23 protein-coding genes, 1 tRNA gene and 1 pseudogene are annotated in these 24,747 nt (G+C 74.3%); 17 read left to right on the forward strand and 8 right to left on the reverse strand.

Annotated features, from left to right (window positions below):
* Positions 1-2: 2 nt before the first annotated feature.
* The 4 genes from OG702_RS29735 to OG702_RS29750 all read left to right on the forward strand — a co-directional run bounded on the left by OG702_RS29735 (position 3) and on the right by OG702_RS29750 (position 3,587).
* Complete coding sequence (locus OG702_RS29735) at positions 3-536, forward strand: arginine repressor (protein WP_327292024.1); 534 nt, start codon at positions 3-5, stop codon at positions 534-536.
* A gap of 156 nt (positions 537-692) precedes the next feature.
* Complete coding sequence (locus OG702_RS29740; RefSeq protein WP_327292025.1) at positions 693-1,889, forward strand: argininosuccinate synthase; 1,197 nt, start codon at positions 693-695, stop codon at positions 1,887-1,889.
* Positions 1,886-3,313, forward strand: a complete 1,428-nt coding sequence (argH, locus tag OG702_RS29745; RefSeq protein WP_327292026.1) for an argininosuccinate lyase — start codon at positions 1,886-1,888, stop codon at positions 3,311-3,313. The genes OG702_RS29740 and argH overlap by 4 nt, the downstream gene beginning before the upstream one ends.
* 127 nt (positions 3,314-3,440) lie before the next feature.
* The gene (locus OG702_RS29750) at positions 3,441-3,587 is read left to right on the forward strand and encodes a hypothetical protein (protein WP_327292027.1); all 147 of its coding nucleotides are present in this window, start codon (positions 3,441-3,443) and stop codon (positions 3,585-3,587) included.
* A gap of 36 nt (positions 3,588-3,623) precedes the next feature.
* On the opposite strand, the gene OG702_RS29755 is transcribed toward OG702_RS29750, so the two are convergent.
* Positions 3,624-4,292 carry a lysophospholipid acyltransferase family protein gene (locus OG702_RS29755; RefSeq protein WP_327292028.1) on the reverse strand — a complete coding sequence of 223 codons (669 nt, stop codon included), beginning with the start codon at positions 4,290-4,292 and terminating at the stop codon, positions 3,624-3,626.
* 188 nt (positions 4,293-4,480) lie between these two features.
* Between OG702_RS29755 and OG702_RS29760 the strand changes: the two genes are divergently transcribed.
* From OG702_RS29760 to OG702_RS29770, 3 genes are all read left to right on the forward strand, one after another.
* Entirely contained in the window at positions 4,481-5,650 is a 1,170-nt protein-coding gene (locus tag OG702_RS29760) for a glycerophosphodiester phosphodiesterase (protein ID WP_327292029.1), read from the forward strand.
* 120 nt (positions 5,651-5,770) lie between these two features.
* A complete protein-coding gene (locus OG702_RS29765) occupies positions 5,771-6,301 on the forward strand; it encodes a sigma-70 family RNA polymerase sigma factor (protein WP_327292030.1) in 531 nt (176 codons plus the stop codon).
* A 203-nt stretch (positions 6,302-6,504) separates the two neighbouring features.
* Complete coding sequence (locus OG702_RS29770) at positions 6,505-7,011, forward strand: GNAT family N-acetyltransferase (RefSeq protein ID WP_327292031.1); 507 nt, start codon at positions 6,505-6,507, stop codon at positions 7,009-7,011.
* A gap of 73 nt (positions 7,012-7,084) precedes the next feature.
* On the opposite strand, the gene OG702_RS29775 is transcribed toward OG702_RS29770, so the two are convergent.
* On the reverse strand, positions 7,085-7,573 hold the full coding sequence (locus OG702_RS29775) for a hypothetical protein (protein WP_442814746.1): 489 nt from the start codon (positions 7,571-7,573) through the stop codon (positions 7,085-7,087).
* A gap of 34 nt (positions 7,574-7,607) precedes the next feature.
* Entirely contained in the window at positions 7,608-7,976 is a 369-nt protein-coding gene (locus tag OG702_RS29780; protein WP_327292033.1) for a hypothetical protein, read from the reverse strand.
* A 493-nt stretch (positions 7,977-8,469) separates the two neighbouring features.
* Here OG702_RS29780 and OG702_RS29785 point away from each other — a divergent pair.
* Positions 8,470-8,778, forward strand: a pseudogene (locus OG702_RS29785) (NIL domain-containing protein); the annotation flags it as partial.
* A gap of 61 nt (positions 8,779-8,839) precedes the next feature.
* On the opposite strand, the gene OG702_RS29790 reads toward OG702_RS29785, so the two are convergent.
* Complete coding sequence (locus tag OG702_RS29790) at positions 8,840-9,640, reverse strand: class I SAM-dependent methyltransferase (protein ID WP_327292034.1); 801 nt, start codon at positions 9,638-9,640, stop codon at positions 8,840-8,842.
* 187 nt (positions 9,641-9,827) lie between these two features.
* Between OG702_RS29790 and OG702_RS29795 the strand changes: the two genes are divergently transcribed.
* From OG702_RS29795 to OG702_RS29815, 5 genes are all read left to right on the forward strand, one after another.
* Positions 9,828-10,532, forward strand: a complete 705-nt coding sequence (locus tag OG702_RS29795; protein WP_327292035.1) for a GNAT family N-acetyltransferase — start codon at positions 9,828-9,830, stop codon at positions 10,530-10,532.
* Positions 10,533-10,697: 165 nt separating this feature from the next.
* The gene (gene cbiE, locus OG702_RS29800; RefSeq protein WP_327292036.1) at positions 10,698-11,942 is read left to right on the forward strand and encodes a precorrin-6y C5,15-methyltransferase (decarboxylating) subunit CbiE; all 1,245 of its coding nucleotides are present in this window, start codon (positions 10,698-10,700) and stop codon (positions 11,940-11,942) included.
* A 292-nt stretch (positions 11,943-12,234) separates the two neighbouring features.
* Positions 12,235-15,621 carry a nicotinate-nucleotide--dimethylbenzimidazole phosphoribosyltransferase gene (cobT, locus tag OG702_RS29805; RefSeq protein ID WP_327292037.1) on the forward strand — a complete coding sequence of 1,129 codons (3,387 nt, stop codon included), beginning with the start codon at positions 12,235-12,237 and terminating at the stop codon, positions 15,619-15,621.
* A 450-nt stretch (positions 15,622-16,071) separates the two neighbouring features.
* The gene (gene cobA / locus OG702_RS29810) at positions 16,072-17,319 is read left to right on the forward strand and encodes a uroporphyrinogen-III C-methyltransferase (RefSeq protein WP_327292038.1); all 1,248 of its coding nucleotides are present in this window, start codon (positions 16,072-16,074) and stop codon (positions 17,317-17,319) included.
* Entirely contained in the window at positions 17,312-18,139 is an 828-nt protein-coding gene (locus OG702_RS29815) for a TrmH family RNA methyltransferase (protein ID WP_327292039.1), read from the forward strand. Before cobA ends, OG702_RS29815 begins: the two co-directional genes overlap by 8 nt.
* A gap of 19 nt (positions 18,140-18,158) precedes the next feature.
* Here the strand turns inward: OG702_RS29815 and OG702_RS29820 are convergent, their stop codons facing one another.
* From OG702_RS29820 to OG702_RS29830, 3 genes are all read right to left on the reverse strand, one after another.
* Positions 18,159-19,310: an acyl-CoA dehydrogenase family protein gene (locus OG702_RS29820; protein WP_327292040.1), complete on the reverse strand. Its 1,152-nt coding sequence runs from the start codon at positions 19,308-19,310 to the stop codon at positions 18,159-18,161.
* Positions 19,307-20,497, reverse strand: coding sequence for an acyl-CoA dehydrogenase family protein (locus tag OG702_RS29825; RefSeq protein WP_327292041.1), 1,191 nt, complete (start codon positions 20,495-20,497; stop codon positions 19,307-19,309). Before OG702_RS29825 ends, OG702_RS29820 begins: the two co-directional genes overlap by 4 nt.
* 342 nt (positions 20,498-20,839) lie before the next feature.
* A complete protein-coding gene (locus tag OG702_RS29830) occupies positions 20,840-22,063 on the reverse strand; it encodes a serine/threonine-protein kinase (RefSeq protein ID WP_327292042.1) in 1,224 nt (407 codons plus the stop codon).
* Between the two features lie 250 nt (positions 22,064-22,313).
* Here OG702_RS29830 and OG702_RS29835 point away from each other — a divergent pair, with 250 nt between their 5' ends.
* The 4 genes from OG702_RS29835 to OG702_RS29850 all read left to right on the forward strand — a co-directional run bounded on the left by OG702_RS29835 (position 22,314) and on the right by OG702_RS29850 (position 24,615).
* Positions 22,314-22,568, forward strand: a complete 255-nt coding sequence (locus tag OG702_RS29835; RefSeq protein WP_327292043.1) for a hypothetical protein — start codon at positions 22,314-22,316, stop codon at positions 22,566-22,568.
* A gap of 245 nt (positions 22,569-22,813) precedes the next feature.
* Positions 22,814-22,996: a hypothetical protein gene (locus tag OG702_RS29840; protein WP_442814747.1), complete on the forward strand. Its 183-nt coding sequence runs from the start codon at positions 22,814-22,816 to the stop codon at positions 22,994-22,996.
* A 406-nt stretch (positions 22,997-23,402) separates the two neighbouring features.
* Positions 23,403-24,284, forward strand: a complete 882-nt coding sequence (locus tag OG702_RS29845) for a phosphotransferase family protein (RefSeq protein ID WP_442814748.1) — start codon at positions 23,403-23,405, stop codon at positions 24,282-24,284.
* Positions 24,285-24,318: 34 nt separating this feature from the next.
* Complete coding sequence (locus OG702_RS29850; protein WP_327292045.1) at positions 24,319-24,615, forward strand: TFIIB-type zinc ribbon-containing protein; 297 nt, start codon at positions 24,319-24,321, stop codon at positions 24,613-24,615.
* A gap of 60 nt (positions 24,616-24,675) precedes the next feature.
* On the opposite strand, the gene OG702_RS29855 is transcribed toward OG702_RS29850, so the two are convergent.
* Positions 24,676-24,747, reverse strand: a tRNA-Val gene (locus OG702_RS29855).

The following is a 24,747-nucleotide window of genomic DNA, read 5'->3' on the forward strand; positions in this document are numbered from 1 at the left end:
CGATGAGCGACGCGCAGCAGCAGGGCGGCGGCCAGGCCGTACCGCAGACCCGTACGGCCAGGCACCGCAGGATCGTGGACATCCTCGGCCGGCAGCCGGTGCGGTCCCAGAGCCAGCTCGCCAAGCTGCTCGCCGACGACGGGCTGAGCGTCACCCAGGCGACGCTCAGCCGCGACCTGGACGAACTGGGCGCCGTCAAGATCCGTACCAACGACGGCGAGCTGATCTACGCCGTCCCCTCCGAGGGCGGTTTCCGCACCCCGCAGGCGCCGCTCGGCGAGTCGGTCAAGGAGGAGCGGATGCGGCGGCTGGCCGCCGAGCTGCTGATCTCCGCCGAGGCCTCGGCCAATCTGGTGGTGGTCCGCACCCCGCCGGGCGCCGCGCAGTTCCTCGCGTCGGCCGTCGACACGGCCGAGGTGCACGACATTCTCGGTACGATCGCCGGTGACGACACCGTCGTACTGATCAGCCGGGACCCCACCGGCGGCCAGAAGCTCGCCGACCACCTGCTGCGCCTCGCCCAGGGCGAGGTCTAGCCACTCCCGCACCACCCCTCCCGCGGCAGCGCGCCGCGGACCCCCGCAGGACACTCCACATACCCCCCGCAGGACACGCTGACCTGTGGCTTTGACCAATCATACGGTGGAGTGCATACTTATACCTATCAGCGTATGCACCGTAAGGAGAGACCCGTGACCGAGCGCGTCGTACTCGCCTACTCAGGCGGCCTTGACACCTCCGTCGCCATCGGCTGGATCGCCGAGGAGACCGGCGCGGAGGTCATCGCCGTGGCCGTGGACGTCGGCCAGGGCGGCGAGGACCTGGACGTCATCCGCAAGCGCGCCATCGCGTGCGGCGCCGTCGAGGCCGAGGTCGCGGACGCCAAGGACGAGTTCGCCGACGAATACTGCCTGCCGGCGATCCGGGCCAACGCGCTCTACATGGACCGCTACCCGCTGGTCTCCGCGCTGTCCCGGCCGGCCATCGTCAAGCACCTGGTCGCCGCCGCCCGCAAGCACGGCGCCGACACCGTCGCCCACGGCTGCACCGGCAAGGGCAACGACCAGGTCCGCTTCGAGGCCGGCATCTCCTCGCTCGCCCCCGAGCTGCGCTGCATCGCCCCGGTCCGCGACTACGCGATGACCCGGGACAAGGCCATCGCCTTCTGCGAGGCCAACAACCTGCCGATCGCCACCACCAAGAAGTCGCCGTACTCGATCGACCAGAACGTCTTCGGGCGGGCCGTCGAGACCGGCTTCCTCGAGGACATCTGGAACGCGCCGATCGAGGACGTCTACGAGTACACCCAGAACCCGGCGACCCCGCGGGAGGCCGACGAGGTCGTCATCAGCTTCCACAAGGGCGTCCCGGTCGCGGTCGACGGCCGGGAAGTGACCGTCCTGGAGGCGATCCAGCAGCTCAACGTGCGGGCCGGCGCCCAGGGCATCGGCCGGATCGACATGGTCGAGGACCGGCTGGTCGGCATCAAGTCCCGGGAGATCTACGAGGCCCCCGGCGCCATCGCGCTGATCACCGCGCACCAGGAGCTGGAGAGCGTGACCGTCGAGCGGGAGCTCGCCCGCTACAAGCGGCAGGTCGAGCAGCGCTGGGGCGAGCTGGTCTACGACGGCCTGTGGTTCTCGCCGCTCAAGCGGGCGCTGGACGGTTTCATCACCGAGGCCAACGAGCACGTCACCGGCGAGATCCGGATGGTCCTGCAGGGCGGCAGGGCCGTCGTCAACGGCCGGAAGTCCGGCGAGTCGCTGTACGACTTCAACCTGGCGACCTACGACACCGGCGACACCTTCGACCAGTCGCTGTCGAAGGGCTTCATCGAGATCTTCGGCATGTCCAGCAAGATCGCCGCCAAGCGGGACCTGGCGCAGTGACCGACCAGCGGCAGGGCGCCAAGCTCTGGGGCGGCCGGTTCGCCGACGGACCGTCGGCCGCCCTCGAGCGGCTGTCCGCCTCCGTGCACTTCGACTTCCGGCTCGCGCCCTACGACATCGCCGGGTCCCGCGCGCACGCCCGCGCCCTCTACCGGGCCGAACTGCTGACCGCCGACGAGCTCGACCGGATGATCGCCGGACTCGACACGCTCGAAGCCGACGTGGCCGCCGGCGACTTCACCGGCACCATCGCCGACGAGGACGTGCACACCGCGCTGGAACGCGGCCTGGTGGAGCGGCTCGGCGCCGACCTCGGCGGCAAGCTGCGGGCGGGGCGGTCGCGCAACGACCAGATCGCCACCCTCTTCCGGATGTACCTGCGCGACCACGCCCGCGTCATCGGCGGCCTGGTCGCCGACCTGCAGGACGCGCTGGTCGGCCTCGCCGAGGCCCACCCGGCCGCCGCGATGCCGGGCCGCACCCACCTCCAGCACGCCCAGCCGGTGCTGTTCGCGCACCACATGCTGGCGCACGTCCAGTCGCTGTCCCGGGACGCGGAGCGGCTGCGCCAGTGGGACGAGCGCACCGCCGTCTCGCCGTACGGCTCCGGCGCGCTGGCCGGCTCCTCGCTCGGCCTTGACCCCGAGGCCGTCGCCCGCGACCTGGGCTTCGAGCACGGCTCGGCCGGCAACTCCATCGACGGCACCGCCTCGCGGGACTTCGTGGCCGAGTTCGCCTTCATCACCGCGATGATCGGCGTCAACCTGTCGCGGATCGCCGAAGAGGTGATCATCTGGAACACCAAGGAATTCTCCTTTGTGACCCTCCACGACGCCTTCTCCACCGGCTCGTCGATCATGCCGCAGAAGAAGAACCCGGACATCGCCGAACTGGCCCGCGGCAAGTCCGGGCGGCTGATCGGCAACCTCACCGGGCTGATGGCCACCCTCAAGGCGCTGCCGCTGGCGTACAACCGGGACCTCCAGGAGGACAAGGAGCCGGTCTTCGACTCCTGCGACCAGCTGGAGGTCCTGCTCCCGGCGTTCACCGGGATGATGGCCACCCTGACGGTGCACACCGAACGGCTGGCCGAACTGGCGCCCGCCGGTTTCTCGCTGGCCACCGACATCGCCGAGTGGCTGGTCAAGCAGGGCGTGCCGTTCCGGGTCGCGCACGAGGTCGCGGGCGAGTGCGTCAAGGTCTGCGAGGCCGAGGGCATCGAGCTGCACGAGCTGTCCGACGAGCAGTTCGGCAAGATCTCCGAGCACCTGACGCCCGAGGTCCGCGGTGTGCTGAACGTGGCGGGCGCGCTGGCCTCCCGCAGCGGCCGCGGCGGGACGGCGCCGAGCGCGGTCGCCGTCCAGCTCGCCGAGGTCAAGGCGGACCTGGCGGTCCAGCACGAGTGGGCGGGCGCCGGGAGGTAGCGGCGGCCGCCGCCGGGGCTCAGTCCCGGTAGGCGGCGGGAGGCGGCCCGAAGGTCGTGCCGTCGGTGGAGACCGCGTCCACCCGGCCCAGCTGCACCAGCATCAGGCAGTCCGTCCAGTCCTTGCCTTGACGCCGACCGCCACCACCGGGTGCTTCCTCAGCCTCCTGAGGGTGCCGATGGAGGTGGTGCCGGACGCCGCGCACACCTTCCTGCCGCCCGGGTCGTCGATGGACTTCGCGGCCGAGTCGAAGGGCACCAGCAGCGCACGCTGAACCGTACGGGGGACGGGCACGTCCGTACGGGTGGCGTCAGGCGGCCTTGGCCTTCGTCGCGTAGATGTCCACGTACTCCTGGCCGCCGAGCCGCATCACCTGGCTCATCACCTCGTCGGTGACGGCCCGCAGCACGTAGCGGTCGCGGTCCATGCCCTCGTAGCGCGCGAAGTCCAGCGGGGTGCCGAAGCGGATGGTGACCGGGGCGATCCGCAGCATGCCGGAACCGCCGGGCTGCACCTTGTCGGTGCCCACCATCGCGAACGGCACGACCGGGGCGCCGGTCATCAGGGCCAGCCGGGCGACGCCGGTACGGCCGCGGTAGAGACGGCCGTCGGGGGAGCGGGTGCCCTCGGGGTAGATGCCGAAGATCCGGCCCGCCTCCAGCACCCTGCGGCCGGTCATCAGCGCCGCCACCCCGCCGTGCCCGCCGTCCCGGTCCACCGGGATCATGCCGCAGGTGGTGAAGAACCAGGCCATCAGCCGGCCCTTGACGCCCTTGCCCGTGACGTACTCGTCCTTGCCGATGAAGTAGACCTGCCGTTCCACCACCAGGGACAGGAACAGCGAATCGACGAAGGTGACGTGATTGCCCGCCACGATCACCGGCCCGTCGCCAGGGATGTTCGCGAGGCCCTCGACCCGGGGGCGGTACAGGACCCGCATCAGCAGTCCGAGAATCGCCTTGAGCACGCTGCGGGACAACGCATTCCTCCGGTTCACGCGGTGGGGCGGCCGGACCTACCGGCCCGTACGTACACGAGGACGATACTTCTGCGAGGGGCGCTCCCGCACGTCGGGTTCACGGAAACGGCACGTGGTGTTGACCTGGGTTACGCCTGTGTTCCGGCTTTCGTCGGGCGCGCGCAAGCTCTTCACGGCACGATGCGCGCATGACGGATGACCAGCACAAGACCGGCCCCGGCAGGCGCGCCCTGCTGTCCGCGGCGGCTCTGGGCGCGGGCGGCGCGGTGATCGGCACCGCCGGCGCGGCGCAGGCGCAGTCCCCGGCCGGCAGCGCGGGCAGGGGACACGGCGGCGCGCCCCGGCTGCCGGTGCCGACCATCGTCGGCCACCGCGGCAGCGCCGGCTACCGCCCCGAACACACCTTCGGATCGTACGAGTACGGACTGGCGATCGGCGCGGACGTCGTCGAGCAGGACGTCGTGCCCACCAGGGACGGCCACCTGGTGTGCCGCCACGAGCCCGAGATCGGCGGCACCACCGACGTCGCCGACCACCCGGAGTTCGCCGGGCGCAGGACCACCAGGACCATCGACGGCACCGCCACCACCGGATGGTTCACCGAGGACTTCACCCTCGCCGAGCTCAAGCGGCTGCGTGCCGTCGAACGGCTGCCCGCCGTCCGGCCGCACAACGCGATCTACAACGGCCGCTGGGACATCCCCACCTTCGCCGAGGTGCTGGAGTGGGCGGAGCAGGAGGGCCGCAAGCGCGGCAAGCCGGTCTGGCTGCACACCGAGACCAAGCACCCCACCTACTTCCGCGGCATCGGCCTGCCGCTGGAGGAGCGGCTGGTGACGCTGCTCAAGCCGTACGGCAGGCACCGCGCCGACGCCCCGCAGTTCCTGCAGTCCTTCGAGGCGCAGAGCCTGCAGCGGCTCGGCCGGCTCGGCGCCACCGCGAGCAAGATCTTCCTGCTCAACGGTCTGACCTCGCAGCCCTGGGACTTCGTCGTGTCCGGCGACAAGCGGACGGTGGCCGACCTGGTCACCCCGGCGGGCCTGCGCTGGATCGCCGGCTTCGCGCAGGGCATCGGCCCGACCACCGACGTGATCATCCCGCGCGACGCGTCCGGCAAGCTCCTCGAACCGACCGCCGTGGTCAGGGACGCGCACCGGGCGGGCCTGGTCCTGCACCCCTTCACCGCGCGCAACGAGAACCAGTTCCTGCCGGCCGACTTCCAGGTCGGCACCGACCCGAACGCCTACGGCGACCCGCTGGCCGCGTTCAGGACCTGGTTCGCCACCGGTATCGACGGCCTGTTCACGGACAACGCCGACACCGCGGTGCTGGCCCGCGAGGACTACTGGGCCTCGTGAGGCGGGCGCCCGCCTGACACGGCTGCCCGCGTGAACCTGGCGGTCGCCGTGCACTCCATGAGGTGACATACGGCCGCGCCGGGCAACCTCCCGGCGCGGCCTGCGCCTATGCAGATACCCATGGACACCGCCACGCTGCCCGCCGGTTACGCCTCGCTGCTGGCCGCGGAGGCCGCTGCCTACGCCCTGCCCGGTACCGGCATCGAGGCCGCCGACCTCGAACAGGCCGTGTGGCTGCGGCTGCTGGAACGCGACGGGCCGCCCGCCGACCCGGCCGGCTGGACGCGGGCCGCGGTCCGCGCCGAGGCGCTCGGCCCCGACGTACGCACCCGACGCGAGCGGCCCTACGCCGACCAGGACGCCGGACCGCCGCCCCGATCGCCGCAGGGCGCGCGGGACATCGAGGACCAGGTGATCGCCGCCGACACCCGGCACGCGGTGCTGGCGGCGGTCCGCGCGCTGCCGGGACGCTGCCCGCAACTGGTGCGGGCGCTGCTGTCCGGTGCCGACCCCACCTACCACGAGATCTCGCGGGAGTTGGGAATCTCACAGGGCAGCGTCGGCCCGCTGCGCTCGCGGTGCCTGGGATGTCTGCGATCCGTGCTGAATTCGAGGGTTGGATCCCCGGTGGGACGGGGTAATGCACGGTAAACAGTCAGCGGCGGTGGGCACCTTCGGCACGCCGGAACAGGTCTGGCACGGGTAGCGCGCAGGCGGTACCCGACCGGAAGGCATGTGCGATCATCGGCGCCACGGAGGCGGCGCACACCCGCACCAACTCCGGTCAGGCACGCGTCCCGGGCACACCTCACCCTCAAGCTGCCCGGACGGATTCGAAGGGGAGGCCTGCGCGCATGGGCATGAGCGTGACCATCTCTACGGCGGAGTCGAGCGACGCCGAGAAGATCCTGAAACTCCAATACCTCTGCTATCAAAGCGAAGCCGAGCTCTACGGCGACTACGGCATCGAACCGCTGACCCAGACCCTGGACCATCTGCGTGCCGAACTGTCCGAGGGGTGCGTGCTGGTGGCACGTCTCGGCCAGGAGGTCGTCGGTTCGGTGCGCGGGGTCGTCGACGATGACGGCACCGCCAGGATCGGCAAGCTCATCGTCCATCCGCGCCTGCAGCGGCACGGCCTCGGCGGACGGCTGCTGCACGCCGTCGAGGACCGGCTCGCGGCCGAGGCGGAGGCCAAGCGGTACCGGCTGTTCACCGGCCACCGCAGCGAGGTCAACCTGCGGATGTACCGCAAGCTCGGTTACGAGCAGGTCGGCGTCGCCGAGCCGGTCAGCCGCAGGCTGAGCCTGGTCACCATGGAGAAGTCCGCGGAGACCACCCGCTACGCCGCCACCGCGTGAGCGGCCCGGCCCGACCTCCACGTCCTGCGGACCAGGGCGTGACCGTCGGGGCCTGAGCCTCGCGGCCCGGGCGTCACGGCCGGGGCGCGGCACCCTCCGCGGTGCCGCGTTCCGGCTGTCCCGCCCTGCGCAGCCACAGCAGGCCCATGACCGGCAGGATCAGCGGCAGGAAGACGTAGCCGACGCCGAAGTCCGACCAGACCGTCGCGTCCGGGAAGGCCGAGGAGTCCGCCACCGTCAGCACGCCGACCGCGATCACCCCGAGCAGTTCCGCCGAGCAGGACACCAGCGCGACCTTGCGTGCCTGGTCGCCGCCCCGCCACAGCGCGACGGTGATCACCGCGTAGACGACGCCGGCGGCCAGGGAGAGCACGTAGGCGAGGGGCGCGTCGCTGAACTTGGTGCTGATCTGCACGATCGAGCGGGACAGCGCGGCCACCGTGAAGACGCCGTAGAACCACAGCAGCAGCCGTCCGGGCCCCTGCCCGAGCGGCCGGCCGCCGGCCGGGGCGGATGTCCCCGCAGCGGCAGCCGCCTGCGCCGGTGTCTGCTGCTGTGCCATCGCCGTGTCCTCCGTGCCGTCCGTGGTGCGGTCCTCAGCCATGTCCGGCTCCCCAGATCTCGTGCAGCCGCAGTTCAAGCACGGCCAGGATCACCCCGCCGGCCGCCACGATCGCCGAACCCCAGCGGCTGCGCTCGGCCAGCGACATGAAGGCCGCCGCCGGGATCGTGCAGGCCGCGCCGACCAGATAGCCGACGAAGACGGCCACCCCGTGGTCCGGCCGGTCGCCGTGCCCGAGCCGCACCAGCGACACCACCAGCTGCACCAGCGCCGCGAGCGTCACCACCGCCATGCCGATGAAGTGGTGGTCGTTGGTCGGTTCGTCACGATACGCGGCGAAGGCGCACCACGCCGCGAGCAGCAGCGCTGTGACCGTGACCGTGAGGGTGACCGCGTCGAGCATGCGCCGACTTTATTACGGGCCCCCGGCCGCCGGTCCGCCACCCCCGCCCCCGGCCGCCGCACCGGCTGCGGCCCTGATCCCGCGGCCGCCGTGACGACAGTGGCGTCCGCATGGTGGACGGTCCTGCCGGATTTCGGAACCGGGCGGGATGTCTGCTTTACTGGGATCCATGACCACGACGAACCGCCGCATCCGCGCGACCGAGGCGACCACGCCCGGTGTCCGTCGTATGTGTCGAATGCGTGCCTGACCCGAGGCCCTGAGCGGCAGGTCCCACCCGGACCGCCGTGCCCCGCGTCACCACCCCGGTGCAGCGCCGCGTCGCGCCGCCGAGATCCGAAGCGATGTACGGACACAGCCCCGCCCCACGCTTCCCCCGCACACGCCTGGTGCGACGGCCCGCGCCGCCCGCCCGACCACGATGGACACGCCTGTGATCACCACCACCGACCTGCGCAACGCCTCCCGCCCCCGCGACCGCGAGGTCGCCGCACTGGCAGACGAGCTCTTCCCGATCGGCGGCCTGGCCTCCGGCCCGGACCGCACCGTCGTCGACCTCACCTTCCACGGCGAGAGCGTGACCCGGCCGATCATCTCCCAGCTGGCCCGCACCTACAACGTCGACGTGTCCATCCTGGGCGCCGCCATGGAGACCTACGACGGCCGGCAGATCGGCCGGATGCGGATCGAACTGCCCGGCTGCTTCGAGGACAACGTCGTCCCCATCGGCTTCCTGCGCGAGCAGGGCCTCCAGGTCGACATCGCCGAGCCCGCCCGGGCACCGGTGGCGGTGACCGAGTGACCAGGCCGGGGACACCCCGTCCGCCGGCCCCGGCGGCGGGCGCCCGCGTCCCGCACCGGCGTCAGCCGCGCCGCACCCAGTAGACGTCCGTGGTGTACGGCATCTCGATCGCCCCGCTGACCCGGGTCGCGTCGTGCGCGCCGAGCACCGCCTCGACCTCGGCGCGCACCCGGGCCTGCGCGTCCGGGTCGAGCACCGCGATGTGGCTGGACGACATCATCCGCTCCACCACGTCGGCCACCGTCGTCGAGTACGGGTTCGGCCAGTGCCGCTCCGACATCTCGCCCCAGCCCGCCGTCCGCGCCTCGAACGCCTTGCGCCAGCCGCCGCCCGGACCGGCGTCGCCCAGCGCCGAGGTCAGTGGCGGGCTCGGCAGGTCGCTCGGCGCCAGCCGGAAGTAGATGTCCTGGAAGTCCCGCACCCACGGCACCGAGGTGTCGTAGGTGTTCCACACCAGCGCCAGCGCGCCGGCCGGACGCAGCAGCCGCTCCACCTCCGCCAGCGCCGCCCCCTCCTCGAACCAGTGCCAGGACTGGGCGGCGACCACCGCGTCCGCACAACCGTCGGGCAGCCCGGTCGCCTCGGCGGTGCCCGCGGTCACCGCCACCCCGGGCAGCAGTTCCGCCAGCGTCTCGCGCATCTCCGCGACCGGCTCCACCGCGAGCACCTCGGCGCCGGTCAGCGCCAGCAGCCGGGTGAACTTGCCGGTCCCCGCGCCGAGATCGACCACCGTACGGCCCGCCTCAAGCGGCAGCGCGTCGGCGAGCGCGGCGAGCGCGGCGAGCGGATAGGAGGGCCGGGAGCGCTCGTAGACCCCCGCGGCCCGCTGATAACCGACTCCTGCTGCGTGGTGCACCGTCACGCGGGCTGACGGTAGCAGGATCGGATGGCGTCCACGGATACCCGCCCTGACCGGCATCCGCCCTACTCTGGAAGGGCGTTCGCCGCTCGGTGCGCCCGCGGCCGCCCGCGGCGACCCTGCCCGGCGGATGCCGCGCGCGATGCTGCATGCTGTGCAATCCACCCATGCCCTGGTTACGGAGCAGTGAATGACCTCCACCTTTCCGGACATCTCACTCAGTACGGAGCGGCTGGTGCTGCGCCCGTACGACGAGGCCGACATCCCCGAGCTCGTGGAGATGATGAACGACGATCTGGTGACGGCGTGGACCGGTGTGCCGTATCCGTACACCGAGTCCTCCGCGCGGACGTTCGTGACCACCACGGGCCCGGCGGAACGGCGCAGCGGCCGCGGCCTGGTGCTCGCGGTGACCGAACTGCTCACCCAGCGGCTGGTCGGCACCGTTCAACTGCAGAACACCGACTGGCGGATCCGCGGCACCGAGATCGGCTACCTGACCGCCTCCTGGGCGCGCGGCGAGGGATACGCCGGCGAATCGGTGCTCGCGGTGGTCCGCTGGCTGTTCGGCACCCAGGGCTTCGAACGCGTCGAGGTGCGCACCGCCGCGGACAACACCGCCTCGCAGCAGGTCGCGCAGAAGGTCGGCTGCATCAGCGAAGGCGTCCTGCGCAACGCCGGGATCATCCGCAGCCGCCCCGACGACGAACCGCAGGGCCGCTGGGCCGAGACCCGCACCGATCTGCTGGTGTGGAGTCTGCTCCCCGAGGACGTGGACGACGCCGACGATCCCGACGACCCTGCGGCCCGTTCCGCCGTGGGTGACGGCTACGACACCGGATACGCCGCCTACCGCGACTACGCCGGCTACAGCGCGGCCGCCCACCGCCGTTGACCAGCGCCGAACGCCCCGCAACCGGGCGTTCGCACATACGCTCCGCACTCGGCACACCGTCGTACACGCTGCCGGGTTAGGGTTCTCACCCGGGCCTTCCCTCCGCCCCCGCCGCGAGGGCTCCACCGGGACCCCAGCGACCCACGGCATGGAGGGCAGACAACGATGGCCGACCGGGTCACCGTGATCGGATGGGACGGCTCACCCCCGTCGGAAGCCGCCCGTGCCGCACTGGACGCCGCCACCCTCGTGGCAGGCACCCGGCAGCACCTGGCCCTGCCCTACGTCCCCGCGCAGGCTGAGCACATCGTGCTCGGCAGCATCGACATCGCCGCCCGCCGCATCGCCGGGCACCGCGGCACCGCCGTCGTACTCGCCGACGGCGACCCCGGCTTCTTCGGCGTGGTCCGCGCCCTGCGCCACCCGGAACACGGCCTGGAGGTCGAGGTCATCCCCGGCGTCTCCGCCGTCGCCCGGGCCTTCGCCCGGGCCGGCATGCCCTGGGACGACGCCCGGGTGGTCGTCGCCACCAGCCGCACCCTGCGCCGCGCGGTCAACGTCTGCCGCTCCTACCCCAAGGTCGCGGTCCTCACCGCGCCCGGCGCGGGCCCCGCGGAAGTGGCGCTGCTGCTCACCGGGGTGCACCGCACCTTCGTCATCTGCGAGGCGCTCGGCACCGAGCAGGAGCAGATCACCATCCTGACCTCGGACAAGGTCGCCGACCACATATGGCGCGACCCCAACGTCGTGCTCGTCGTCGGCGGCACCTCGGCCATCCCCGGGATCGCCGGCCTGGGCGCCGCCTCGCTGCCGTCGGTCGGCACCACCAGGCCGGACGGCGGCGGCTGGATCGCCGGCCGCGACCCCGGCTTCCCCGGACCCGTACGCGGCTGGGCACTTCCCGCCGCCGACTACGGCGGCCACGTCCCGGCCGGGGTCCGCGCCGTCCAACTCGCCCGGCTCGGCCCGCGAACCGGTGACCTGCTGTGGGACATCGGCGCCGCCGACGGCGCGGTCTCGGTGGAGGCCGCGCGCTTCGGCGCCGCCGTCATCGCCGTCGACAGCAACGCCGACGCCTGCGACTGGATAGCCGCCACCGCCCGCCGCAGCGGCGTCCAACTCCAGGTCGTGCACGGCACCGCCCCGCAGGCACTGGAGGACCTGCCGGAACCCGACGTCGTCAGGATCGGCTGCGCGGACGCCGCCGTGGTCGCCGCCTGCGCCGCCCGCCGCCCCGAGCGGATCGTCGCCGCGGCGGCCACCAGGGACGGCGCGGAAGCGGTCGACAGGGCGCTCACCGAGGGCGGTTACACCGTCGAACGCATGTTGCTCCAGTCCGTCGCGCTGGACGCCGGGTGGGACGAGCGGGACCGCTCGTACGACTTCGTGCTGTGCGGCACCCGGCACTGACCTGTCCATGATCAAAGAGTCGCGCCCGGCGGTGTTCGCGCACGTCGGAGCGCCGTCGCGGCAGGCCGTGTGAGATACGTCCCGAGGTGCGGACTTCGGCACGGCCGCCGGTGCCCCGGGGGGTAGGCTGACGGATCGTTGTGCCGTCGTCGTGCGTTGACGGGCCGTCGAAACCTCCGGCGTCCCGCGGCCGACGTGCCGCATCCCATGCACGCTCGTTGGAGTCCGTGGGGGGTGGGTTGCGCGCGGTGCAGCGGCTGGAAGGAGCGAAACCGATGGGCGAGGGGCACGCATGACGGACACCGGTCAGATCCCCGGCGAGGGGCTGCCGGAGAACGCGGTCGGTGACGCGGCTCCGCAGCCGCACACCGACGCACTCGGCGCACTGCAGGCCACCGCCCCCGGCTGGGGCACGGAGGCGCCCGCCGAACTCGGCGCCCCCGCCTACACCTACCTCGACCAGCCCGCCTCTCCCGACGCCGGGCTCGACGATGACGACGACGTGCTGCTCATGCCGGGCCCGCAGGGCACCTGGAGCGACCCGCAGCCGGTGCCGCCGCAGCCGTCCCCGGTGCCGGACGTGGCAGCGCCCGACTACGGCACCGTAGCTGACGCGCCGTCACCCGCCGCGCCCCGCCGCCCGCTGCACATGGGCCCGCCGGTCCACGACACGCCCAGCGGCGGCGTCTCCGTACGCTCCCTGGCCGACCGCGGCCCCGCCCAGGGCGGCGGTCCCGTCCCGCCGCCCGGCAGGCTCCAGGGGCCGCCGACCTCGGGTCCCGAATACCTCGACGTGCCGCAGGACGACCTTGCCGGCATCCCCGCCCAGCAGCCGGGCGAGCCCGCGGAACCGGCGACGCCGGCCCCGGGCAGCGCCTGGCCCGCCGCGCAGACCCCCTCCCAGCAGTCGCTGATCCCGCACGCCGACAGCGTGATGCCCGCGCAGTACGCGCCCGAGCCGATCCTGGCCTTCCCGCCGGCGCAGGCCGCGCCTCCGGCCGCTGAGCCGGTCGCGCCGGCGCCCGCGCCGCTGCCGCCGGAGTCCGCCGGCGACCCGGCCCCGCCGGCCCCGGCCGGCGAGCCCGCGGGCCCGCCGCTGCCCGGCGACGAGTTGCCGGCCGCCGAGCCGGTGCCTCCTGCCGTCGATACGGTCAGCCCTGCGTCCGGCGCCGACCAGCCGGCCCACCCCGCCGTGCCGGCGGACACCTTCGCGCCGCCCGCGCCTGCGGTGGCGGTGGCGGAGTCCGGCCAGACCGCCGGCCCCCCCGCGTCTCAGGACCCGGCGGCGCCTGCCCTGTCGGGCCCCGCGGCCGCACTGGCTGGCGCCCTCCAGGCGGTGGCCCCGCCGCCGCCGATCGGCCTCGACCTGGCGAGCCCGCCGTCGGGACCGGCCTTCGGCGACCCGGCCGACCCGGTCGCCGCGGGCGACGACGCCTTCGTGTCCGCGACCGGTACCGCGAACCTCGCCGCGCTGGTGGCCGCCGCGGGCAACGACCACAGCCAGGGCGCCGGTTCGCCGTCGCCCCTGCCGAGCGTCCCCGCACCGAGCGTCCCTTCGCCGATCGTCCCCGAGAGTGCCGTCCCCGAGAGTGCCGTCCCCGAGACGCCTGCCGGGGAAGCGCTCGCCGTCGCCCCGACGCCGCCGGTGGCCGAACCCCCCGTCGAGAGCACCGTCGAGCCGCCCGCCGCGGTGCCCGCCGAGGTGCCCCTGCCGGCCGGCACGCCCGCCGAGGGCATCGCCGCCGCGCAGGCGCCGCCGACCGCGGTACCCAACGGCCGTACGGTCAGGCGCGCAGCGCGCGCGCACGCGGCCGCACCGCCGCAGACCGAGGACGGCGGCACGCCCGCCGACACCGAGGCGGAAGCGGCAGCAGCGGACACCCCGCCGACCGGCCGCCGCGCGGCCCGCCGCGCAGAGGCCAGAGCAGCCGAGGCCGAGGTGTCGGAGCCCGCCGAGGCCTACGAGCCCGCCGTACGCGACGCGGTGCACCGGGTCATCCGGGAGCGCCGTGACATCCGCAACGGCTTCCGCTCCGACCCGATCCCGCACGACGTGCTGCTGCGCGTCCTGGAGGCCGCGCACACCGCGCCCAGCGTCGGGCACTCGCAGCCGTGGGACTTCGTGGTGATCCGCTCGGAGAAGACCCGCGAGAAGATGCACGAGCTGGCGACGGCCCAGCGCGAGGCGTACGCGAAGTCCCTGCCGAAGGGCCGCGCCCGGCAGTTCCGCGAGCTCAAGATCGAGGCGATCCTCGACACCCCCGTGAACATCGTGGTGACCGCCGACCCGACCCGCGGCGGCCGGCACACCCTCGGGCGGCACACCCAGCCGCAGATGGTGCCGTACTCCTCGGCCCTCGCGGTGGAGAACCTGTGGCTGGCCGCCCGCGCGGAAGGACTCGGCGTCGGCTGGGTCAGCTTCTTCGACGAGCGCCAGATGGTCGCCGAACTCGGCCTGCCCGAGCACCTGGAGGTCGTGGCCTACCTCTGCGTCGGCTACGTCGACGAATTCCCGGAAGAGCCCGAGCTGATGCAGGCCGGCTGGTCCCAGCGCCGCCCGCTGTCCTGGGTCGTGCACGACGAGGAGTACGGCAACCGGGCACTGCCCGGCGAGGAGCCGCACGACCTGCTGGAGGAGACGCTGCGCGGCATCCGCCCGCTGGACGCCAAGGCGCTCGGCGAGGCGTGGGAACGCCAGAAGCGGATGACCAAGCCGGCCGGCGCGCTGGGCATGCTGGAGATCATCTCCGCGCAGCTCAGCGGGTTGTCGCGGCAGTGCCCGCCGCCCATTCCCGAACCCGCGGCGGTGGCGATCTTCGCCGGCGACCACGGGGTGCACGCCCAGGGCGTCACCGCGTGGCCGCAGGAGGTCACCGCGCAGATGGTCGCCAACTTCCTCGGCGGCGGGGCGGTCTGCAACGCCTTCGCCAACCAGGTCGGCGCGGAGATCTGCGTGATCGACGTCGGCGTCGCCTCCGAACTGCCCAGCACCCCCGGGCTGTTGCCGCGCAAGGTACGGGCCGGAACCGCCGACTTCACCACGGGCCCCGCGATGACCCGCGAGGAGGCGCTGCGCGCCATCGACGTCGGCATCGAGACCGCCCGCGATCTGGTGGCCGCCGGCAACAAGGCGCTGCTCACCGGCGAGATGGGCATCGCCAACACCACGACGTCGGCCGCCCTGATCGCCGTCTACACCGGCGCCGACCCGGCGGAGGTCACCGGCCGCGGCACCGGCATCAACGACGAGATGCACGCCCGCAAGGTGGAGGTCGTCCGCCGCGCGCTCGACCTGCACCGGCCCGACCCGGCCGACCCGATCGCCGTCCTCACCGCGATCGGCGGCCTCGAACACGCCGCGATGGTCGGCCTGCTGCTCGGCGCGGCGGCCCTCCGCACGCCGGTGATCCTCGACGGCGTCAGCGCGGGTGCGGCGGCACTCGTCGCCCGCGCGATCGCCCCCGAGGTGCTGGCGGCCTGCATCGCCGGCCACCGCAGCGCCGAACCGGGCCACGTGGCCGCCCTCACCACCCTCGGCCTGCGCCCCCTGGTCGACCTCGACCTCCGCCTCGGCGAGGGCACGGGCGCACTACTGGCCCTCCCCCTGGTCCAAAGCGCCGCCCGCGTGATGCACGAGGTCGCCACCTTCGACGCGGCGGGCGTCACAGAAAAGGCCTAGCCCCTCACCGCTCACCGATTCGCAGCCCCCCGAGCCCCGGGGGAGAGGGTGAGCGTCCCAGGGGCGCGAGGAACCGCGCGCGCAACCACGACGGCGCGGCGGCCGACGGCCCACCGCAGGTGGCAGCCACCTGGGGGCGCGAGGAACGGCGCGCCAAGCTACGACGGCGCGGGAGGCGACGGCCTACCGCAGGTGGCAGCCACCCAGGGGCGCGGGGAACTGCGCGCTCAGCCACATCGGCGCGGGAGGCGACGGCCCACCGCAAGTGGCAGCCACCCAGGGGCGCGGGGAACGGCGCGACCAGCCACGACTGGGCCAGGGACGAGGCCACAGCCACGCGGCAGCGAACCGGCGCCCGGGGGCGCACCCCGACCCCCGGGGGACCGGACCGGGCGGAACGTAGGATCAAGGCCGAGCAATCGGAAACCGTCGAGAGGGAGCCCGAGCCGGATGGATCGGAAGGACGTCGACCCCCCCGCCTACCCCGTCGGCTTGCGCCTGCAAGGCCGCCAGGTCATGGTGATCGGCGGCGGCCAGGTCGCCCAGCGCCGCCTGCCCGCGCTGGTGGCCGCGGGCGCGGACATCATCGTGGTGTCGCCGGAGGCGACCGCGTCGGTCGAGGCGATGGCCGACGCCGGCGAGTTGCGCTGGGAGCGCCGGGCGTACCGCCCGGGCGACCTGGCCGAGGCGTGGTACGTCCTGGTCGCGTCCACCGACCCGGCCGCGAACGCGGCGGCATCCGCCGAGGCGGAGCAGCGCCGCGTCTGGTGCGTCCGCAGCGACGACGCCGACGCGGCGACCGCGTGGACGCCGGCCACCGGCCGTACCGAGGGCGTGACGGTGGCCGTACTGACCGGCAGGGACCCGCGCCGCTCCGCCGCGGTGCGGGACGCGGTCGTCGAGGGGCTGCGGGACGGCAGCCTGGTGGCGCCGCAGCACCGGGCGCGTACGGCCGGCGTCGCGCTGGTCGGCGGCGGCCCCGGCGACCCGGACCTGATCACCGTCCGCGGCCGGCGCCTGCTCGCCGAGGCGGACGTGGTGATCGCCGACCGGCTCGGCCCGCGCGACCTGCTGGGCGAGCTCCCGCCGCACGTCGAGGTGATCGACGCGGCGAAGATCCCGTACGGCCGGGCGATGGCCCAGGAGGCCATCAACGCCGCGCTGATCGAGCACGCCAAGGCCGGCAAGGCCGTCGTGCGGCTCAAGGGCGGCGACCCGTACGTCTTCGGCCGCGGCATGGAGGAGGCGGAGGCGCTGGCCGCCGCGGGCATCGCGGTGACCGTCGTGCCGGGCATCTCCAGCTCGATCAGCGTGCCGGGCGCGGCCGGCATCCCCGTCACGCACCGGGGGGTCGCCCATGAGTTCACCGTGGTCAGCGGCCATGTCGCGCCGGACGACCCGCGTTCGCTGGTCGACTGGTCCGCGCTGGCCCGGATGCGCGGCACCCTCGTGCTGCTGATGGCCGTGGAGCGGATCGGCGCGATCGCGGAGACCCTGATCGCGGGCGGCCGCCAGGCCGGCACCCCGGTCGCGGTGGTCCAGGAGGGCACCACGGCCGCCCAGCGCCGGGTGGACGCCACCTTGGCGTCGGTGGCGCGCACGGTCACCGAGGAGGGCATGCGCCCGCCGGCCGTCATCGTCGTCGGCGACGTCGTGACCGTGGGCCGGCCGGGCGTGACCGGCCCCTACGGTGGCTGAGCCGGTCGCCGTCGGCGACCCGGACGACCCGCGCCTGCGCGACTACACCGCGCTGACCGACGTGGAGCTGCGCCGCCGCCGCGAACCGGCCGAGGGCCTCTTCATCGCCGAGGGCCAGAAGGTCGTCAGGCGTGCCCTGCGGGCGGGTTACGCGATGCGCTCGCTGCTGCTCACCGAGAAGTGGGTGGACGCGCTGCGGGACGTGATCGACGAGGTGCCCGCACCGGTGTACGTCGTCACCGACGAGCTGGCCGAGCGCGTCACCGGCTACCACGTCCACCGTGGCGCGCTCGCCGCGATGCAGCGCAAGGCGCTGCCGGAAGCCGGCGACGTGCTGGCCGGCGCCCGCCGCGTGGTGATCATGGAGGCGGTCAACGACCACACCAACATCGGGGCGATCTTCCGCAGCGCGGCCGCGCTCGGCATGGACGCCGTGCTGCTGTCGCCGGACTGCGCGGACCCGCTCTACCGCCGCTCGGTGAAGGTCTCGATGGGCGCGGTCTTCTCGGTGCCCTATGCCCGGCTCACCGCGTGGCCGCGCGACCTGTACGGGACGGTGAAGGAGGCCGGCTTCCAGCTGCTCGCGCTCACCCCGGCGGCCGGAGCGGTGCCGCTGCCGGACCTGGCCGTGCGGGAGATCCCGCGGCTGGCGCTGCTGTTGGGCGCCGAGGGCCCGGGCCTGAGCCCGCGGGCGCTCGCCGCCGCAGACACCCTGGTCCGCATCCCGATGTCGCACGACATCGACTCGCTGAACGTGGGCGCGGCGGCGGCGGTCGCCTTCTACTCGGTCGCCGCGGGAGGCGGCCCCGGCGGCGGGTGAGCCGACCCGGCGGAGGAGCTCACCCGGCGGCCGGCAACTCCACCCGGTCGGCCAGCGCCCGCCGGTGCCGGCCGGCGGTGCCGAGCGCGATCTCGTCGGCCTTGGCGCGCTTGAGGTACAGGTGCACGGGGTGCTCCCAGGTCATGCCGATACCGCCGTGCAACTGCACCGCCTCCTCGGCCGCGTGCACCGCGACGGGGGACAGGTACGCCTGCGCCACGGCCACCGCCAGCGCCGCCTCGGCGGGATCCGACGGCCAACCCGCCAGCGCACCGGCGGCGTTGCGTGCCGCGGCTCGCGCCGAGACCACTTCGAGCCACAGGTCGGCCAGCCGGTGCTTGAGCGCCTGGAACGACCCGACGGCCCGGCCGAACTGCCGCCGCTGCCCGAGGTAGCGGACCGTCTCGTCCAGGCACCACTGGGCCAGCCCCAGTTGCTCCGACGCCAGCAGCCCCGCCCCGGTCAGCAGCGCCCGCTCCAGGGCGGCGGCCGCCGCCTCGCCGTCCGCGAGCAGCCGCCCCGCCGCGCCCTCAAGCCGCAGGTCGGCCAGCGGGCGGGTCAGGTCCAACGACACCGGCCGCTCCACCACCGCCTGCTCCGCGGCCACTTCGTAGAGGCCTGGCCCTTCCGGGCCGAGCGCGGGAACGACCAGGACGTCGGCGGTCAGCGCGTCCGCCACGCTGGTCACCGCACCCGTCAGCCGCCCGCCGGCGTCCGCGCGTACGCCTTCGGGGAAGCCGTCGCCGGGCGCGGCCGACAGCGGCACGGCGAGCGCGGCCGTGGCCTCGCCGGCCGCGAGGCGGCCGAGCAGCGCGGCCGTCGCCGGGGCCGCGGTGTCGCAGGCCAGCAGCGCGGAGGTGGCGAGCACCGCGCTGCCCAGGAAGGGCACGGGGGCGACCGCGCCGCCCAGCTCCTCGAGCACCACGGCCGCCTCCCGGGCCGAGGCGCCCTGGCCGCCCAGCTTCTCCGGCACCAGCAGCCCGGCGAGGCCGAGCTCCACGGCCAGCACCCGCCACAGCGCCGGGTCGTACGGCTCCGCGGTCTCGATCCGGCCCAGCACCGCGGCGGGGCCGCAGCGGTCGGCGAGCACCGAACGGACCGCGGCCCGCAGGTCGTCCTCCACGTCGGAGTAGAGCAGGTCGGGGATGGCGGGGGATGGCAGCGTGGTCATCGGGGCAGGTCCTTCCAGGCGGCGTCCTTGTCGTTGCGCGGTTCCCCGGGCAGCCCGAGCACCCGCTCGGCCACGATGTTGCGCAGGATCTCGGACGTACCGCCCTCGATCGAGTTGCCCTTCGCCCGCAGGTAGCGGTAGCCGGCGTCGCGGCCGTAGAAGTCGACGCTGCGGGGGCGGACCAACGTCCAGTCGCCGTAGCGCAGTCCCTGCTCGCCGAGCATCTCCACTTCGAGGCCGCTGAGCTGCTGGTTGAGCCGGGCCAGCGACAGCTTCAGGCCCGAGCCCTCGGGGCCCGGCGCGCCCGCGGCCATTTGCTGGCGCACCCGCTCCGCGGTCAGCCGGGCCACCTCGGAGTCCACCCACAACCGCAGCAGCCGGTCGTGCAGTTCGGGGGTGCGCACCTGCGGGCGCTCCCGCCAGGTCGCGGCCACCGGGCCGATCATGCCGCTCTCCCGGGGCACGGAGGAGCCGCCGCCGATCGCGACCCGCTCGTTCATCAGCGTGCTCTGCGCCACCCGCCAGCCGTCGCCGACCGCGCCCAGCCGGTGCGCGTCGGGGATCCTGACGCCGGTCAGGAAGACCTCGTTGAACTCCGCCTCACCGGTGATCTGCCGCAGTGGCCTGACGTCCACGCCGGGGTCGGTCATGTCGCAGACGAAGTAGGTGATGCCGCGGTGCTTGGGCACGTCCGGGTCGGTGCGGGCGATCAGGATCGCCCAGCGCGCGGTGTGGGCGCTGGACGTCCACACCTTCTGGCCGTCCACCACCCAGTCGTCCCCGTCGCGCACCGCCCTGGTGCGCAGGCCCGCCAGGTCGGAGCCCGCACCCGGCTCGCTGAACAGCTGGCACCAGACCTCCTCGCCGGTCCACAGCGGCCGCAGGAAGCGGGCCTGCTGCTCGGCGGTGCCGTACGCCAGGATGGTCGGCGCGGCCATGCCCAGGCCGATGCCGATGCGGCGCGGGTCGTTGTCCGGGGCGCCGGCGGCGGCCAGCCGGGCGGTCACGTCCGCCTGCAGCGCGCGGGGCGCGTCGAGCCCCCCGAGCCCCACCGGAAAGTGCACCCACGCAAGGCCCGCGTCGAAGCGGGCCCGCAGGAACTCCAGCGGCTCCGTCCCGGCCGGGTCGTGCTCGGCGAGCAGTACCCGCACCCGCCCCCGCACATCCGCCGCGCTCACGCTTCCCATACCCGCGCGCCCTCCTCTGTCGAGCCCTAAGCAAGCGCTTGGTAACTTACCGACCCGCCGCCTCCTCCGCCAGCCCTCGGCGGGTACGCGGTGGTCCCGGGCAGCCGGCTCGCAGAGGGCGACGCGTGGCCAGGCCGCTACGCCGGCGTACTCGCCAGGCGGGAGGCCCGGGTGGCAGGCGTGTTCGACCTCGCCGCCGCGGTCAAGTGGGGCGGCGGCCGCGCGCTCCGGGGCCGCGCCCCGGCCGGCCGGTGTGCGGCCCGGCTCAGGGCCCCGGGACGCCCGGGCCGCTCCGTGGTCGCGCCCCGGGCAGCCGGTGACGGGACAGCCGTGCGGCCCGGCTCAGGGCCCCGGGACGCCCGGGGTCAGGGGGGCCACCGAAGGCGTGGTGGGGGAGCCCGTGCCCCGGGAGAAACGGTGGCAGCCCTGCACGGCCGCGATGCAGACCGCCGCCAGCAGCGTGACGATCACGAAGACCACCAGCCGCTGCCGCAGCAGCCGCCGCCCCCGCGCCTGGGCGCCGGGCCGCCGCGCCCCGCCGGTACGCACCGGCGTCCGGGCCGGGGGCACCGCGGGGCTGCGGGAGGAGGCGGTCCGCCCGCCGCCGGTGCCGGACGGGTCGGCGCCCTGCGCGGTCCGCCGGGTCCGCTGCTGAGCGTACTCCTCGGCCCGCCGCCCGACCGGGCGCTCCGGCCGCGGTCCCGCCGTCTTCGGCAGCGCCTCGCGCCGCGGCGCCCCGATGCCGCGTGCCTCGCGCGCGGCGATCTCGGCCAGCCGCTCCGACAGCTGCACCGTGCTCGGCCGCTCCTCCGGATCCTTGGCCAGGCACGCGTGGACCAGCGGCGCCAGCGCGTCCGGCACCCCGGCCAGGTCGGGCTCCTCGTGCACCACCCGGTAGAGCATGACCTCGGAACTGCCCTGCCCGAAGGGGGAGTCGGCGGTCGCGGCATACGCCAGCGTGGCGCCGAAGGCGAAGACGTCGGTGGCCGGCGTGACGGCCGCGCCCCGGACCTGCTCGGGCGCGAGGAAGCCGGGCGAGCCGACCGCGGTCCCCACGTGGGTCAGCGTGCTCGCCCCGGTGGCCCAGGCGATGCCGAAGTCGATGATCCGCGGGCCCTTGGGCGACAGCAGGATGTTCGAGGGCTTGAGGTCGCGGTGGACGACACCGGCCTCGTGCACCGCGACCAGGCCCTCGGCGAGCGCCGCCCCGATCGAGGCGACCTCGGCGGCGGCCAGCACGCCGTTCTCCGCGACCTTGTCGTGCAGCGAGGGGCCGGGGACGTACTGCGTGGCGAACCAGGGGCGGTCGGCCTCCAGGTCGGCCGCGACCAGCCGGGCGGTGCAGCCGCCGCGGATCCGGCGGGCCGCCGAGACCTCGCGGGCGAACCGCGACCTGAACTCCTGGTCCTCGGCCAGCTCGGGCCTGATCACCTTGAGCGCCACCCGCTGGCCGCGCTTGTCAGCGCCCAGGTAGACCACGCCCATGCCGCCCGCGCCGAGCCGCCGGTGCAGCCGGAACGCGCCGACGACCCGCGGATCCTCGCGCCGGAGCCGCATCATCGCCATGTCCGTTCCCCTACCTCCGGTGGGCGAGTACCCCACTGCTGCTTCCGGTGCCTGCACCGACGGCCGGGTGGTCGGCCGCCCACAGCTTACGGACTCAAGTCCCGCCGCGCGGTGAAGGCCCGCAGGCGACGGGCCGTGAATTGTCAGTGCCCGGTGGGATCCTGGAGGTGTGGCGAGGGGCCCGTCCGACGGGCTGTCACTACCGCGCCCCGATCCGCCAACGGTCCGTCTGCCAAAGGGGAATGACGCCGTGAAAGGTGATCGAGTGGAAATAGTCGTCGACGCGGGGGACACCACCCGCACCTATGAGGTCATCGCCACCCGGGCCGGCCGCCGGGTCGAGACGGCAGTGCGCCGGGGGGTGGTGGAAGTGAGTGAAGTCACCCGCAGCGGCACCGTCGTGCGCACCGCCCGCTTCATGGCCACCCGGGTGCTCGCCCTGGTCGAACAGCCGATCCCGCGGGACGACGAGCAGGCCGGGCGGCTGCCGGCGGCTCAGGGATGACCCTGGGGACACGGGCGGCGGCGTCCACCCAGGGGAGTATCCGGGACGGCCGCCGTCATCCTCCGGGAGGCCTGCAAAGGGGTACCAGGGCCTGACGACCCGGGCCCGACGCGCACCTAACGTAGAGATCAAGCGGCGGGCGGAGCACTCGTCCCCCCGAGGTCAAGCGCCCGCCGCCCCACAACTGCACATCAGAGCGACCACACAGCAGACCTCAGGACCTCAGGGAGAGGCACATGGCGAGCATGGCGAAGACGGTGACCCGCACCGCACGAGCCATGCGCGGCGGAGGGCGGCCCGGGACCCGCCATCCGCTGGTGGCGGCGGCCATGGTGCTGCCGCTGGCCGCACTGCTCGCCTACGCCTTCGGAGGGGTGGATGCGGTGGTCACACAAGCGTCGTCCGTGGCCGGCCTGATGGGGCGCTGAGAGGCGTGCCAGGCCTGGAAGAGCGGTCCGGGCCAGGGACTCACCGGTAGAACCCCGTGGGGACGGGGGTACGGCGGACGACTGCGTTTGCCCGGGTGTCACTCGACGCCCGGGCATTGCGCTGTCCGGACCCCGTCCGGCTGCCCGAAGGGCCGGGCGGCCGGACAGATGCTTGACTGGCCCGATGACGACCACGGGGGAGCAGTCCGGCACTCAGGCGAGCGGCACGGTCCGCATCGACCCGCAGACCGTGCGCCGTACGGCCCGGCCGCCGGCCGACGACGCCCTGGTCACCGCGCTGGCCGCCGCCGCGGCCGCGGCGGCCCGCCGCGTCCAGCGCGGCGACCGCCCCGCCGGGGCGGCCGACCCCGTCGCCGCCCCGCCCACCGTGCCCGCCGCCACCACCGTGCTGGCCGACCGGCCCGACGGGACGGTGGTCAGGGTCGGCGGCGTCGTCGCGAAGGCCCACGCCCCCGGCACGGACGCCACAGCGCTCGCCATACGGATCGCGGTGGCCGGCCATCCGCTGCTGCGCGGCATCCTGCTGGCGCCGCTGCCGCCCGCCGCGCCCGCCGCCGAGGACGGCACGCAGGCCCCGGACGGCGCAGCGGACGGCACCGCGGTGCGCGGTCGGCCGGTCACCGCGTGGCCCTACGGCGTGCCGGTCGACCGGCACGACCCGGCCGCCGCCCCCTGGGCCGAGGCGGCCGTGCTGCTCGCCCGGCTGCACACCGTGCCGGAGGCCGCGCTGCCCGGGCCGCTGCCGCCGATGCGCGGCCCGGCCAAGGCCGCCCTCGCCGTCGCCCGGCTGCGCGGCGTCGCCGACTCGGCCGCGGCCCGTACCGTGCGCCGGGCCTGGCGGCGGCTGCCCGCTTGGGCCAGGGACGAGGCACCCCACCCCGGGCCCGCCGCGCTCTGCCACGGCGACCTGCACCTGGGACAGCTGGTCAGGCACCCCGCGCCGGACGGCGACTGGCTGCTGATCGACGTGGACGACCTGGGCACCGGACCGGCCGCCTGGGACCTGGCCCGCCCTGCCATGTGGTTCGCCGCCGGGCTGCTCGCACCGGAGTCCTGGGCCCTCTTCCTGGCCGCCTACCGCGCCGCCGGCGGGCCCGCCGTACCGGAGAGCGGCGACCCGTGGGCCCAACTCGACGTCCCGGCCCGCGCGCTGGCCGTGCAGACCGCGGCGATCGGCGTCGCCAAGGCGGCCAGGGACGGCCGGGAGCTCGACGAGGCGGAGTCCGAACTCGTCGCCACCTGCGCCCGGATCGCCCAACTAGAGTAGAACTCATCTGCCAACGCGAGGAGATGAGGCGACGATGGTCTGCCCCAAGTGTCACGGCCACATGCAGACGTACAACCGCAGTGGCGTCCAGATCGAGCAGTGCGGCAACTGCCGCGGCATCTTTCTCGACTACGGCGAGCTTGAGGCGCTGACCCAGCTCGAAGGCAAGTGGAGCCAGCCGGCCCCGCCGCCGCAGGCCTACCCCGCCCCGCCCGTCCAGCCCGGCTACCCGCAGTCGCCCGCCCCGGCCTGGGGCGCCCCGCAGTACGGGCACGGCCACGGCCACAAGCGCCACGGGCACGGCTTCGGGCACATGCTCTTCTCGTCCTGACTCCGGACACGGCCGAGGGCCGGAAGCGCGAAGCTTCCGGCCCTCGGGTGTCCGGTTGCGTGGACGATACTGGGATTGAACCAGTGACCTCTTCCGTGTCAGGGAAGCGCTCTCCCGCTGAGCTAATCGTCC

This window comes from Streptomyces sp. NBC_01198, from assembly GCF_036010485.1.
Lineage (GTDB): Bacteria > Actinomycetota > Actinomycetes > Streptomycetales > Streptomycetaceae > Actinacidiphila.

Bases quoted from the DNA above. Each gene is read 5' to 3' on its own strand.
- OG702_RS29825 (WP_327292041.1), bottom strand. From the start codon at position 20,497: ATGGGAAGCGTGAGCGCGGCGGATGTGCGGGGGCGGGTGCGGGTACTG.
- OG702_RS29795 (WP_327292035.1), top strand. From the start codon at position 9,828: ATGACCTCCACCTTTCCGGACATCTCACTCAGTACGGAGCGGCTGGTG.
- OG702_RS29840 (WP_442814747.1), top strand. From the start codon at position 22,814: ATGGCGAAGACGGTGACCCGCACCGCACGAGCCATGCGCGGCGGAGGG.
- OG702_RS29760 (WP_327292029.1), top strand. From the start codon at position 4,481: ATGACGGATGACCAGCACAAGACCGGCCCCGGCAGGCGCGCCCTGCTG.
- cbiE (WP_327292036.1), top strand. From the start codon at position 10,698: ATGGCCGACCGGGTCACCGTGATCGGATGGGACGGCTCACCCCCGTCG.
- cobT (WP_327292037.1), top strand. From the start codon at position 12,235: ATGACGGACACCGGTCAGATCCCCGGCGAGGGGCTGCCGGAGAACGCG.
- OG702_RS29765 (WP_327292030.1), top strand. From the start codon at position 5,771: ATGGACACCGCCACGCTGCCCGCCGGTTACGCCTCGCTGCTGGCCGCG.
- OG702_RS29770 (WP_327292031.1), top strand. From the start codon at position 6,505: ATGGGCATGAGCGTGACCATCTCTACGGCGGAGTCGAGCGACGCCGAG.
- OG702_RS29775 (WP_442814746.1), bottom strand. From the start codon at position 7,573: ATGGCACAGCAGCAGACACCGGCGCAGGCGGCTGCCGCTGCGGGGACA.
- OG702_RS29820 (WP_327292040.1), bottom strand. From the start codon at position 19,310: ATGACCACGCTGCCATCCCCCGCCATCCCCGACCTGCTCTACTCCGAC.
- OG702_RS29735 (WP_327292024.1), top strand. From the start codon at position 3: ATGAGCGACGCGCAGCAGCAGGGCGGCGGCCAGGCCGTACCGCAGACC.
- OG702_RS29850 (WP_327292045.1), top strand. From the start codon at position 24,319: ATGGTCTGCCCCAAGTGTCACGGCCACATGCAGACGTACAACCGCAGT.
- cobA (WP_327292038.1), top strand. From the start codon at position 16,072: ATGGATCGGAAGGACGTCGACCCCCCCGCCTACCCCGTCGGCTTGCGC.
- OG702_RS29780 (WP_327292033.1), bottom strand. From the start codon at position 7,976: ATGCTCGACGCGGTCACCCTCACGGTCACGGTCACAGCGCTGCTGCTC.
- OG702_RS29830 (WP_327292042.1), bottom strand. From the start codon at position 22,063: ATGGCGATGATGCGGCTCCGGCGCGAGGATCCGCGGGTCGTCGGCGCG.